The sequence below is a fragment of the Methylococcus mesophilus genome, assembly GCF_026247885.1.
GTDB classification, from domain to species: domain Bacteria; phylum Pseudomonadota; class Gammaproteobacteria; order Methylococcales; family Methylococcaceae; genus Methylococcus; species Methylococcus mesophilus.
This window is the reverse complement of record NZ_CP110921.1, coordinates 3,953,663-3,966,879: the sequence shown is the minus strand read 5'-3', so window position 1 is coordinate 3,966,879 and position 13,217 is coordinate 3,953,663. Positions and strand designations below refer to the sequence as shown.

General features: G+C 52.9%; 12 protein-coding genes and 1 pseudogene. All 13 read right to left on the bottom strand.

Annotated elements, in window-relative coordinates; all coding sequences use genetic code 11:
- Window positions 1–144: 144 nt before the first annotated feature.
- A complete protein-coding gene (locus OOT43_RS18855) occupies window positions 145–750 on the bottom strand; it encodes a class I SAM-dependent methyltransferase (RefSeq protein ID WP_266024958.1) in 606 nt (201 codons plus the stop codon).
- A gap of 54 nt (window positions 751–804) precedes the next feature.
- A complete protein-coding gene (locus tag OOT43_RS18850; protein ID WP_266022220.1) occupies window positions 805–1,599 on the bottom strand; it encodes a carbohydrate deacetylase in 795 nt (264 codons plus the stop codon).
- 30 nt (window positions 1,600–1,629) lie between these two features.
- Window positions 1,630–3,207 carry a GMC oxidoreductase gene (locus OOT43_RS18845; RefSeq protein ID WP_266022219.1) on the bottom strand — a complete coding sequence of 526 codons (1,578 nt, stop codon included), beginning with the start codon at window positions 3,205–3,207 and terminating at the stop codon, window positions 1,630–1,632.
- Window positions 3,204–4,004, bottom strand: coding sequence for an aldo/keto reductase (locus OOT43_RS18840; RefSeq protein ID WP_266022218.1), 801 nt, complete (start codon window positions 4,002–4,004; stop codon window positions 3,204–3,206). Before OOT43_RS18840 ends, OOT43_RS18845 begins: the two co-directional genes overlap by 4 nt.
- Window positions 4,004–4,702, bottom strand: a complete 699-nt coding sequence (locus tag OOT43_RS18835; protein ID WP_266022217.1) for an FkbM family methyltransferase — start codon at window positions 4,700–4,702, stop codon at window positions 4,004–4,006. The genes OOT43_RS18840 and OOT43_RS18835 overlap by 1 nt, the downstream gene beginning before the upstream one ends.
- 21 nt (window positions 4,703–4,723) lie before the next feature.
- Window positions 4,724–5,878, bottom strand: a complete 1,155-nt coding sequence (locus OOT43_RS18830; protein WP_266022216.1) for a glycosyltransferase — start codon at window positions 5,876–5,878, stop codon at window positions 4,724–4,726.
- Window positions 5,869–7,689 (bottom strand): asparagine synthase (glutamine-hydrolyzing), encoded by a 1,821-nt coding sequence (gene asnB / locus OOT43_RS18825; protein ID WP_266022215.1) that lies wholly within the window; start codon window positions 7,687–7,689, stop codon window positions 5,869–5,871. The genes OOT43_RS18830 and asnB overlap by 10 nt, the downstream gene beginning before the upstream one ends.
- Before the next feature lie 157 nt (window positions 7,690–7,846).
- Window positions 7,847–8,026, bottom strand: coding sequence for a GDP-mannose 4,6-dehydratase (locus OOT43_RS20665; RefSeq protein WP_394358023.1), 180 nt, complete (start codon window positions 8,024–8,026; stop codon window positions 7,847–7,849).
- 155 nt (window positions 8,027–8,181) lie between these two features.
- Window positions 8,182–8,975, bottom strand: a pseudogene (locus OOT43_RS18820) (IS5 family transposase).
- A 15-nt stretch (window positions 8,976–8,990) separates the two neighbouring features.
- Window positions 8,991–9,332 carry a GDP-mannose 4,6-dehydratase gene (locus tag OOT43_RS20660; RefSeq protein ID WP_394358022.1) on the bottom strand — a complete coding sequence of 114 codons (342 nt, stop codon included), beginning with the start codon at window positions 9,330–9,332 and terminating at the stop codon, window positions 8,991–8,993.
- Window positions 9,333–9,554: 222 nt separating this feature from the next.
- Window positions 9,555–10,322: a glycosyltransferase family 4 protein gene (locus tag OOT43_RS18815; RefSeq protein WP_394358021.1), complete on the bottom strand. Its 768-nt coding sequence runs from the start codon at window positions 10,320–10,322 to the stop codon at window positions 9,555–9,557.
- 296 nt (window positions 10,323–10,618) lie between these two features.
- Window positions 10,619–12,043, bottom strand: a complete 1,425-nt coding sequence (locus tag OOT43_RS18810) for a hypothetical protein (protein WP_266022213.1) — start codon at window positions 12,041–12,043, stop codon at window positions 10,619–10,621.
- A gap of 4 nt (window positions 12,044–12,047) precedes the next feature.
- On the bottom strand, window positions 12,048–13,181 hold the full coding sequence (locus OOT43_RS20655; RefSeq protein ID WP_394358020.1) for a transposase: 1,134 nt from the start codon (window positions 13,179–13,181) through the stop codon (window positions 12,048–12,050).
- Between the last annotated feature and the right edge of the window lie 36 nt (window positions 13,182–13,217).

The window sequence follows — 13,217 nt, the reverse complement described above, 5'->3', positions numbered from 1 at the left end:
AGGTCATTGCTCACCCTATCAAGTCAATAAGATCAATTTACCCTACTGTATCCAAGACAAGTCAACATATTCGACCGGCGGCAAGTTAGAGGTGTCTGGCATGATGTTGGCTCCCGAGACAACATATTCAGAAAAACCGGTCAATTAGGGTTTTCTGACTTCTACGACAATCTGATGAGGAAGATCGGGACAGCCTTCATGCTCCATTTCGACTGCTTTACCAAAAACATCAGGCAAGGGTGTCTCACAAGGTTTAGATTCGGTGATATCTGTAAAACCAGCCCTGACAAGCAACTCAGAAAGAAGACCGAAATCAAAACCATGCTTGACCTCTCCGGCACAGAGAAGAAAGTTGACAAACTTGCCGCCTAGACTTTCATAAGCCAATGGCCACACGCCAAACCAATCCACTCGATTTTCGGTGTAGGCTATGGCTGCATTCCCCCAGTTCACTACTGAAATTCGCGCATATCCTCCAGGTTCTAAACAAGAATAAATTTCTTTGAAAATTGGCTCCACGCGAGAATAAGGAAGGTGCTGTAACACATTAAATGTGTAGAGGGCGCTCACACTATTTTTATGAAATGGCAATGAATACGCAAGATTAGCGAAAAGGTCTATCTTGGCGGTTATGTTCGCGTCAACATTGAGCCAGCCGTCTAGGTAACATCTATACCCAGACCCTAAGTGGACTTTAAGCCCCTTCTTTGGGGCTCTAGTATATTTATATATTTTCCCGTTAATCCACATAACGGGTCCAAATAAAGAGTAGAAGAACTTTCTTTGCCAATGCTTTACCATGACTTACCTTATTTCGTTCCAATTAATTAGTTCAATTGAATGTTTATTCGCCTGTTCAGCGAAGGCGATTAAGGCTCTACGTTCGATGTCATTCCATCCGATGAAACCCGGATGAAACCCGGCTTCGATAGTCTCGCTTTGGCATTTTCTAACCAGTCCGTCAAACCATGTTGATTCATTATTGATCAAGCCAAGACCTTCTCCAGTCCTGGGCATGAAAAAGAACTTCGTTGTCATGAATTTCTTGCGGATTGACCGTCCCCAATAATGACACAACCAAAAAGTGGGGCTACCCAGCGGCTTGCGGACATAAATATTTTGTACCGCACGGACTCGGGAGATGCCGAAATGCGGGAGCACTTTGGCAATGGCATCGGGAAAAGGGCCAAGCTTGTGCATATGGCCATGACTGTCCACATGCGAAAGGGCAAGCCCATGGTCGCGGAAATACCCTAGCTGGGCCTTTACTTCGCATTCAATCTCGCCGGAAGGGATCTGGTGGCAGAGTGCCTTGACACGAATCAAATTTGAATTCATGAAATTCCCCTCTGCATCGACCAAATGCGGAATTTTTGATGGATCGGAGACCGGTCGTTCAACCGTGTTCTTGGCAAATGTCAAGTGTGCGCCAAAACTGTAGTTCGGATGCTCTTTCGCATACTGGATTGCCATATCGGAAAAAGGCATCAGCGGCATCAGGGTCGCGCTTGTCAGCACACCTTTATCGAAACAGTCAACCGTCGCACGATACATGTCTTCCGACATGCCAAAATCATCTGCATGAAGTATTAATCGCATTGCCCGTGTCCCAAACGATTAGACGCTAATTTACGCGACACGATTGGCATCCATATGATGAACCAAACGTTCTGCCAGGCAGAGCATCGTGAAAGTCGGGTTAGCCGTGCCTGCGCCTGGCAAAACACCTGTACTGACCACCCAAAGATTTTCTACCCCAAAAACCTTCATGTTTCCATCTACCACAGCTTCCGCGTCATCGCCCATACGGCAGGTCGCCACCGGGTGATAAGCATCATGTGGCTTGGCTGCATTACAGCCAGTGACCGTCGGTAGCAACTCAGGCAAGCCTGCCGCCTTGCCGGGCCATTTATTCAATATGCGTTGCGCATTCTGATAAATATTTTCCATATCCTTGTCATTGATGCCCCAATTGATTTTTGCTATCCGACGGCCATAACGGTCTCTCTTGGATGCAAGCGATATTTGGTTAGTGTGCACAGGCTGTTGTTCGATATCCATCTGTAAGTGTGATGGAGTATCGGCAGGGATGTGCAAAACGGATTGACAGTATCTTTTGTAGCCAAGACTCAGCAAACCAGTCATGCCGGATGCCACTGCCGACACGGAGACTTTGGGCCAGCGGCGGCCTTGCATGGCAAACAATAGCTCCTTGGCGAGGGCAAACCCGGAATTTTGATTCTCAAAGATAAAATGCGAGAAAACTCTTGGCGCATCAGATGACAAAGAGGACTCGATAAATCGGAAGCCACGCATCCAGTCGCCTACAAAACGTGGCGCAAATAAATCAATCGCACGACTCAGGCTATCCGGTGCGACATCGGCAATCGATAAAGAAAGATGATCAGACAAAAGGCACCCTATCGCCGATCCTCGGCGTATCACGGGCAGTGGAGCCGAATCATCCAGTTCAAGCAATATCCTGGCTGATTCAATGGCCCCGGCAGCAATAACAAATCGGTTGGCAGAGACTTCCAGTTGGTTGCCATTGTTAGAAACGGCCAGCAACTGCTTTAATCGAGTATCGGTCGCACTGCACTGTCCGACTACCCAGGCTTTTGCGACTGCGTTATAAATCACTTTGAGCCGTCCCTGCGCAGATGATTTCTGCTTAAGCAAATAAGCGATATTTTTTTTTTGAAACGGTAAGAAAAGGCTTGCCATCACATCAAATCCGGCAGAGTCCAGGACTTTGCCGACATCGCCCAACTGTCGATGTGCAAAGGCAGAAAAATCGGCTCCGTCATGCCATCCAAGCCTCGCTAAGACAATTTCCGCCTCGGCAGCGGCTGTCTGCACAATATGTGACCAAGTGTCAAAGCCGTTGGAATGCTCCCGCAAATCATGCCGAGAGTGCGGTACTAGCTGCCCGCCCCATCGCGAGGTCGAGCCTCCCACACCAAAAAAGCGCCCGACTGTCGCGCCCGGATAAAACGCAGTCTCGAATTGCGCATCAAAACCGACCGCCGAGGCATCGCAGCAATGGATATTACCCGCTTCAACCAGGATGACATTCAGCCCTTTGCCCGCAAGTTGAACCGCCAGATATATTCCGGCAGCGCCGGCGCCGATCACGCAAACGTCGCCTTGTTCTGTCACGACGCCGTCATTTGTGGCTGCAAGATCGACAAACACCGTGCCACTCATTCTGCCAGCCTCGTAATCTCGTTGATCCGCGCAGCTTTGCAGGTCGAGACCAAGATGGAACCCTGAGTATTTCTGATGAGCGCCTTGTGTATCAGCACGTCAACCTGAACAGCTTTGCCTTGTCTGAGCTGTGAAGACAGATAACCATAGGTGAATTGCAAGCTGCGGCCCTTATTCAAGATAAAATCAGCCTGATGCCCGTCAACACAATCTCTGGTTTGTAGCACCAGGGCCAGTGGATGGTCGTTCTGAAGCCATGGTTCCAGCAATACCGGCAACCCGGCCAAACCCCAATGGCGGATTTTTCCTTTTGACTGCTCGGCCTCAATCCAGTGCAAGAATTCGTCTGCATCCACCAAGCTGATATCCGGTTCATGCAGAAACAGGAAATCCACATAATCGGTTTTGAGCCGCTTCAGACTGGCGTTGAGGCTGTCGGCGGCACGTTGGACGCGCCAATCCACTTCAGGCGCGGACAATCGGGGATAGATTTTCCCCGCCGCCTTGCGCACCCACACGTCGAATGTCCCGTGTGCCGCGCCGCCAAACGGGTAAAGTCCGACTTTGGTCGCAACGGTAAAAACATCGCGACGCCCCTCCATAAACTCCCCAAGATCGGCCTCGGCCAGACCGCAGCCATAATAGGGCGAGGTATCGAAATGACTGATGCCCGCCGATGCCGTCGCCTCAAGCACCTGTTGGCGCTGTCTTGCGCTGAACAGATGATGCAAGGATGCGGTGCCGAATGAAATCCGCGACACACGCACATCCGTATTCTCGATGGTCGAGTACTGCATCAGGTGTTGCGTAATGCGATGATGTGGCTGGGATCAGGCCAACTCACTGAAAATCCATGGTGATTCAACAGAGTTTCAATCTGTTGCGGCACATGCGGGACGCCACGCTCTTTCAAGATACGGAAGTGAACTTCGATGCCGATCAAACGGACATCCGGCTTTTTAATGTGTTCTCCCAGTCCTTCAAGCACCTCATGTTCAAAGCCCTCCACATCGATCTTGATGGCGTTTGGGACTGATGCTTCGCCTCCGTCAAGCAAGCTCACGCCTGAGCGGATATCGACGACTACCACACCTTCCGAGTCGTCTTCAACAATCCGGCTCGTGGCTCCAAGGTCGTCGGCACCTTGCTGGAAACGAAGCTTGCCGTCTTCTTTTCCCAAGCCACATTGCAGCAAAGTGGCATTGCCTAGTGAGGCGCAGGCTGAGGCGAGGCGGACGAAATTCACAGGGCTAGGCTCGAAGGCAAACACCCTGCCTTGTTTACCCACTCGCTCTGAGAATAATCTAGTGTAATACCCTACGTTGGCACCGACATCCCAGACACAATCACCTTGCCGCAAGGCACTAGAAAAGCTGTTGTCGTACCTCGTCTCATACCCCTGTCCGAGCAAGTATGAAGCAATCCTTTTATTCAGGCCTAGTGTGCGGCCAATATTACGCAAAACCAGCACGAGGCTATTTGTTCGCCAACTCATCTTTATAAACCCTTGGAATTATCAATCCACTCGCAACCCAGCCGGATCAGGCAAGGACTTATCCAACAACCATCGATAGGTGTCAGCCATCTGCGCGCCGATGCGCGTCCACGAAAACTCGGTTTCCATCCAGTTGCGTCCACGCAAGCCCATCTGCTCCAATTCATCCGGTGATCGTCCTAGCGCATCCTCCAGGCAGGCTACCAGTGCATCCAGGCTGACGTCGCTCCACCACCCTGCCTGCTGCGTCACCAAACCTCCCCAAGGCGCTCCTTTGCTGACGATGGCGGGTGTCCCCGCCGCCAGCGCCTCCGCCACGGTCACGCCAAAGTTCTCGGAATAGCTAGGCAAGATATAGAGGTCGGCATTGTAGTAAGCCTGCGTCTTTTCAGCCCCGTACAACCCGCCAACAAACTCTATGCGTTCCAGTCCCAGTTTTTGAACCAGCCGATACAGTTCTTCTAGATAGCCGCTCTTTCTGTAATAACCGATATCGCTTCCAGCGATAACCAGCCGCCAGTCGGGAAAGCGATCCTGTACTGCCCGCCAGGCCGGCAGCAGCATGTCCAGCCCCTTGACCCGGTGGAGGCGCCCGAGGAACAGCACAGTACGGAAATCACCCCATTTCTTCGGTGGCAAGTCGGGAATATCGATGCCGTTGGGGATGATTGCTACTGGCTGGCGGAAACCCATGCGCCGGATATCCTCGTATTCCGATTCTGCCGTGGCGTGAAAACAGGCCGTATGTTCCAGGGCGGGCCGCTGAAGCGCGGGCCAAAACACTTTTTTCATCACTGTACCATGCCGCATGGCCCATTTAGAAAATGCGCCACGGGGCGAAACGACAAAATTGATGTTGCTTTTTTTTGCGGCCCACCCCGGATAGATGGCATTCATCTGCCACATACCGTGGTTATGCAAAAGATCGAGACTTTTAGACCGCACCTGTCCATCAAGCCAGCGCCGCATCGCTGGCGACCGCCCCAAACGGGGTGGCCCCCATCCCAGCGGGAAGGCTTTTAGGCAGGAGGGTGGAGACTGCATCGGCGCTAAATCGAGCGCAGCCAGCGTGACCTCCTGTCCTTGCCCGATCAATGACTCGCACAGGCGCACTACCGAATAAGAAGGGCCGCTTGCCTCTTCGGTAATGGCGGGCACAACGTGGATCACACGCATACTTGCGCCTCCGTGACAATGCTTTTCGCCCAGCGCCGCGCCCACGGCGTCCCCGGCACAGCTAGCATAGGCACTTCAGCCCAGGCCTTCTTATCCGCCGTCGCTGCTGACAGCCATTTCGCCATCGGCAAACCGAAACCGGTCTTGGGGCGATGGATGATGGCATCCGGCAAGGGCTTTGCCGGCGACCGTGCCAGCATGGCCTTGCCTGCGCCGCCTGTGAAGCCGGATACGCACGGCCCTAGCGTATCTAGCACTTTCGCATCCACCAGCGGCGTGCGCAGTTCCAGCGAATGTCCCATGCTGGCCCAGTCGCTGTCGCGCAATAACTGGTTGCGCAGGTAGTGGGTGGATTCCAGCAGGCCGACAGCTGCTGCCCCATCCCGTGCTTTGCCCGGGGTCATACCGGGCGGCGCTCTGCCCAACCGCGCCAGCCCCTCCCGCGCCCTTTCCGCGCCCATCAGGGCCGGCAGCTCCCCAGGCAGGAACAGGCAGCGCCGTAGGAAATACAAGCCTTCCAGGGTGTCCATCCATTCGGGGATGCCGGCAAACTTCGGTTGCGCCCTTAGCCGCGCAAGCCAAGCGCAGGGCGCGCTCAACAAGGCCCGAGCGCCAGGAACAGCCACGACCGCGCGCGCCAGCGCCGCCATGCGCGGAATCTGCCGAAAGGAGGGATAACCGCAGAATAGCTCATCCCCCCCCACGCCCGAGAGCGTCACTTTGTAGCCGAGTTCCGCCGCTGCCTTGCTGGCAAACCAAGTATTGACGCCATCCACGGAAGGTTGGTCCATGGCGTCGAGAATGCGCGGGAGGTCCTGCTCGAACTCGGTCCGGGTGACTTGGCGCACATGGTGCGGCACCTCGTAATGGGCGGCAATGGCGCTGGCCGCGGGCACCTCGTCATCGTACCGACCGGCGAACTCCTCGAAGCCAATGGTTATCCCCTCAACCTGCGCCCCCATCTCGGCAGCCAGTCCGGCGATCGCACCCGAGTCTATGCCGCCGGAAAGAAACACGCTCACCGGCACGTCCGCCACCAAGTGGGCGCGTACCGAATCTCGCACTGCTTGTCGCACCCTTTCACGCAGTTCCGAAGCGGATGTCTTACTGCTTTCCATCTGCCAATGAGTACGGATGTCGTGCCAACAAACCGGCGCGTCCATCATGCCCTCTCGCGCGCGAAGCCAGTGACCCGCGGGCAGGGCGAAGACATCACGGTAAAGCGTCCACGGTTCCGGCACACTGCCCCACAGGTAAAAACCCGCCAGTCCTGCCGGTTCTTGTTCAGTTGAAACAAAGCCAGACGCCAGTAGTGCCTTCACTTGGGAGCCGAAGGCCAGACCCTGCCCAGTTCGCGTGTAATACAACGGTTTGATACCGTAGGGGTCGCGCGCCAGGAATAGTTCGCGGGTCTGGTTATCCCAAATGCCAAAGGCGAACATGCCGCGCAGCTTGGGCAGCATCCGCTCACCTTCGCGGGCGAACAGCGCCAGTAGTACTTCGGTGTCGGAGGCCGTACGGAAGGTTGCGCCGTCCGCCTCCAAGCTCCGGCGCAACTCGCGGAAATTGTAAATCTCGCCATTGAAGACAATTGCGTAGCGACCATCGTTGGACAACAAAGGCTGATTGGCGCGAGCGTCCAGATCGAGGATCGCCAGACGGCAATGACCAAGGACGACGCCTTCACCCGGCCAAATCCCCTCCGCATCGGGGCCACGCCGACGCATCACGCCGACCATCCTCTGAACCGCCTCAAACGCTGGAACTGGCGCCGGGTTCGACGTAAAAATACAGCCCGCTATCCCACACATCAGCAGGCCCCCGATCTATATCGCAATCTTTTACGCCACTTTACTGATAGAGCCTGCCCGTTCAGGCCAGCTAAAGGACTCGGGACATTGGTGCCAACGATTTCACCTTTAGCTGGGTTTCGGTTGAGTTGTTTCACTGACATCGAAATGGAACCCCCTACTCCGCACGACGCAAGTTTTCCTGCATCATCATTTGGCATAACTGCTCCAAAGTAGTTTGGGCGCGCCAACCAAATACGGCATATGCTTTGCTAGCATCGCCCCGCATGGTATCGAATTCATAAGGCCGATAAAATTGCTCATCGACGCAACCCCTCGCCCAAAACCCGTCGCTCATCGCGGCCTAAAGCAATCGCCGCTGCCATATGAGTGATTTTGCGGGTCACGAAGTCCTTGCTGCGCAGCGACGATTCCTAGTTGTACAAAAGCAAACATCCCGTAAGACTCATGGTAGTCGATCGTACGCCAGTGGGCGAACAGCTTAGAGCCTGTTCACGATCTTCTGATGAGCAGGACGAGAAATGCCAAGTGGATGAACTGCAAACTGGTGTTGAGCTTGCGTTCGCAGTTCTTCCACAATCGGCGACACTTCTCCAGCCAGCCAAAGCTGCGCTCTACCACCCAGCGCTGTGGCAGCACAGCAAACGTGTGCAGTTCATTGCCTTTGACCACCCGCACCGTCGCGCCGAGCTTGTCCTTGACCGCTTCGGCAAATGGCCGTCCGGTATAGCCGCCGTCCACCCATACGCTCTCGACCTGCGTCAGGTTGCCCGCACACCGGTCTATCGCCTGCAGTGCGCCCTGGCGATAGGTCACCTCCGCCGTCGTCACCGCAATGGCATGCGGTAACCCTTGGGTATCCACCGCAATAGGGCGCTTGATGCCCGAGACCTTTTTACCCGCGTCGTAGCCCTATTGGTCGGCGCTGTCGGTGTTCTTCACGCTCTGTGCATCAACGATCAGGAAGCTCGTCATGGCTCGGCGCCCCTGGCCGGTACGGACCGCGCCAACCTGATTTTTTTTAATGCCCGCTCCAGCACGCTGATTCCATCCGGGCCGGGTTCACTCCACTTGGCGAAGTACGAATACACTGTGCGCCATTTCGGAAACTCCCCAGGCAGCATCCGCCACTGGCAGCCGCTCCTGAGCAGGTACAGCACCGCGCAAAACACTCCGTACAAATCCACCACACGGGGCTTGGTCTGCTTGCGTACTCCTTCCAGCAAACTCCTGATCTGTTCGAACTGCTCTCGGCTGATGTCGCTTGGATAACTTTTCTTCCGCATAGCCCCCATTTTCAATTAGATGGAAGATCGTGAACAGGCTCTTAGCCACTGCATACTGGCTGCGCGGATAGAAGGGGGTCCGGTTTGCGGTGCTTCCTGAACCAGGCCAAACAGTTCTGAAGTAGAAGCGTAGCAGAAGCGAACGGCCGTTTTCACAACGAGAACGGTTTCTAATGAATTCAGCGCCGTCATCCCGCCAATTTGTGGCGTCGCGAGAGGCTCTTTAAACGCCAGGCCCACGAACTTTTGCGCAGCGAAATTGTAGAATTCATTCGGGCTAACACGGTCAATCAGCGCTCTGCGGCCCTCGATATCCGTGAGGTCGCACTCATACAGATGAAACCGTGGATGCCCCATTGCGCTTAGGTATTCCAACCGGCATGTGTTGATGGGTACCGCAAATTGTATAACCTAGTGCTTAATAGCATAATTACGCGATATTTGGGTGCGATATAACTAACAGAAAAATAAGCAAATATATTTGTCGAGCACCAATGTAATTAAGCATTAGTTGCAGCAGGAACTCGGCGAGATACGCGCCATACTGCTGACCGGTGACACCATTATTTGATGCGGTCCTCATGCACTCTTCTCACAAGCATTGCCCAACCGGGCATGCACGCTACGATACAAATCCGCATATTGCTTGGCGATGGCCTCAATCTGAAAGCGATTGACATTTTCAAAGCCGTTCTCCACCAAGCGTTCGCGATAGGCGGCATCATCAATCACCCTGCAAATGCCAGCGCGAATGCTAGCCACATCAAACGGATCTACCAGACAGGCCGCATCGCCTGCCACCTCGGGCATCGACCAGAGCTTGCTCGTCACGACAGGCCGTCCCACGGCGTTGGCCTCCACAATCGGCAGACCGAAGCCTTCGTAGGTCGATGCAAACACCACCATGTCACAGCGTTGGTATTGCGCCACCAGCGCATCACGCGATAATCCCACCCAATTTTCGTAGCGCACATGGTGTTGCCGCAATGCCTCAGTCTGCAAGCTTGACAGTTGCCCGATGATGACCAGTTCGCACTCCACACCATCCAGCGCTGCTGCCAGACGCACCAGATTCTTATTGGCCGTAGTGCCGATTTGCAACAAGCGCGGCCTGCTTACATTGAATGGCCGCGGCCCCGGCTTGAATTCTTCCGATATATTGCAGTAGATCACCCGAACCTTGTTGGGATCGCAATGCAAATATTGCAACACTTGCTGGCGCGTGGACTCGGAAATGACAACAATCGCTGCACAGCGTTTTTCCGGTAGCCAGTACCATAGCAACCATAAAAGCTGGCGTTTGATCCCATGCATCCGCTCTAGCGTCACGCAGTCGAGAATAGTCAAGATCGTCCGCCGGTGATCTAGCAAGTAGGTCAAAAAATGCACGTCACCCGTGACATGATTCACATCGCCCTGGTAACACCATGCTCGCCCAATGTCGTATAGCCGCCCAAACAGGCTATTCGAAAAGAACCGGCTGACGCAAAGGCGGGTTCGGATATCCGTCGGTAGGTGAGCTCGGACATCCACGTATAGCCGCTCCACGCTGTAGCCACCAGATCCCGGTCGGCGTAGGTAGTGCGTCACATGAATCATTGCTTTATCATCGCCTCCCACCACAGTAAACTACATTTAAAGTCCTAGCAGGATTTTCTTAGTGTGCCTTTTGGTAAAAATCCAGTTATCCGCAGTAAAACATAAATCACGAGCCCGCTAGATACAATTCGGTACACATAAAACGTGTAAATATCCATAACATCGAATGATAAAAAATAAGTTGATGATAATGCCACATACAGCGCGAGTAAAGGACCAAAACTCCCCCAGTGATTGTTAAAATAAATGGTAATAGTAGTGGCAACAAAACCCAAAACAAAATAAACAATAACCACCCCAAATAAACCGGATCGACGAAAAGAATCAGCCAAAATGGTAGGTGGAACATGGTTGTATTCAGTAAATCCATAATACACCATTATATCACTACCCAAGCCATTGCCTTTGTTTTTATACCATATCTTTGGAATATAAACAAAAATAGCTTGCTCTAGATCATTCATAGTCCATCCATAGTATTCAATATAACCTGTTTCAGCCATTCCAAGCAGTTCAAGCCCATGAGCTTGAACCAATCGCTCACAAAACTGAGTAAGAGAGTCAATCACAAAATTGTTTGACGAGGATGCCGAGTTAATAGACTCCCTCAGGAATTCTTGTCGTTCACTAATACTAGAATAGGCATCGAATTTAACTGAATGCCTATAAGTGGAAGCAATGCCAAAATAAATTATTACGACAAATGGCAAACAAAGGATTATCAATTTTGCACTATTAGATATTTTTATACCATACCAATAATGCAAAGCCAGCCAAGTCAGACTAATACTCAGCAAAGCAAAAATTAACTTGTTACGCCCATAGCCAACTGACATCCCGCTAATTGCTATGACAAATTTTGAACAAAACAAAATACCAACCAGCCACCATTTTGGATGTTTCTGTAAAAGATAAATCGATAGCAATATAAGGGGAATATTTTCTATAGACTGAAACGATCCAATTACAATATTATAATAAGAGGACTTGACATCCATTTCGGAATCGCCGGTTCCACCAAGCAATACGGTCAATAGAAAAACGCTGCTAATTGAGATGATTGAAACATGACTAAATTTCAAATCCATAAAAACATTTATTGGGGTGTTTTGTTTTTTCAACACCCCCCCCAGCCACATTCCCACAACATAACAAGACAAGCCTATCCCAAGATAAAAAAGTGCGTCATTTAGATAGCGAATACCAAAATCATCCCAAGCATCTGCTAAAATTGCAAAGCCAAATCCGCCAACAATATAAGATAGCACATTACCAAACCAAAACAGAAAACCAGGCGACGCAGGAACGAGCATTTTTAGTTGGCGCTCATGGGTATAAATCAACATTCCTAATAACATTATAGCGAATGCGCGAACAAAAATAAATGGGATTAGTAGCATACAAAGAATGCCGCATAAAACGATAAGTTGGCATTGAAAATAATCATTTTTAGAAAACATCTTGGCCATAAGGCTACTCCAGTTTCAACCTGTCACGTCCCGGCCAATTATAAGGTTTACGATAAAACAGATCGGGGGTGTGTTTTGAACCAGGCTTGCATAGTCTGCATGGTGGTTTGGCTGCCCAGGCGCCCAGGGGCAGCTGGTGGTTGTAGAGGGTGACATAGCGGTGCACGGTTCTGCTCGAGGTCTTGGGCCGAATCGAAGTGGTGAGTCTTGAAAGGATATCGGCTATGCGGCCGTTGAAGCGCTCGACCATGCCGTTGGTTTGGGGGTGGCCGGGCGGGGGGATCAGGTGGTGTTCGGCACCGATGGCCTGGCAACCCTGATCGAAGGCGTGGCGGCCCGTGGGCTGCGCTCGTTTTAGGCGGTGAAACGGTAGGTGAACTCCTTGCCGTTGTCGGTCAGAATCCGGTTGATCTTGATCGGGCAGGCTTTGTGGACCGCCTTGTGAAACGCCTTGGCGGCCGCTGCGGTCTTGTTCGGTTTGATCGCAATGAAAACACCCAGCGGGTAGCGCGATCGATCGCGACGAACAGGTAGCGCCGGCCGGTCTCATCGGCCATCTGTTGCCGTGCTTTTTCGTCCAGGTGGCGTCGGTGTCTTTTTGCCGCCATTGCGCGGGTGACCACGCCGACGGGGTGGCCTGGCGTTGGATCAGCGCCTTTTCCTCTTTACCGATCCGCTGCTGGGGCACCGGGACGATGCTGACGTCGATGATTTGCCCGCCCCGCGCGATATAACCGTGCTTCGCCAGCTCTCGATTCGCCGCCTCAAACAGCCTCTCGCCGGCGCCACCACTCAGCAGCCGTGCCCGGAAAGTCCACAGCGTGGTGCGGTCGGGGATCTGGCCGCTGTGGCGCAGGCCGGCAAAACGCTGAAAGCTCAGCCGATCCAGCAGTTGGAATTCCATCTGCTCATCGCTGAGGTTGTAAAGTTGCTGAAGAATCAGCGCACGCACCATCAATTCGGTGGGAAATGGCGGACGCCCGCCGCGTGCCCGGCCGGGACGCGGAGCGGCCTGATCGATCGCGCTCGCCAGCGCTGCAAAATCGACATCCTTCTCCAGCAGTTGCAACACGTCACCCAAGCAACCGAGCTTAGCTTCACGTTCCTCGGCGGCAAACAGGCTTGCTTTGATCTTCATCACGGGTCTTCTTACAGCGGTTGAGATGCAGCTATC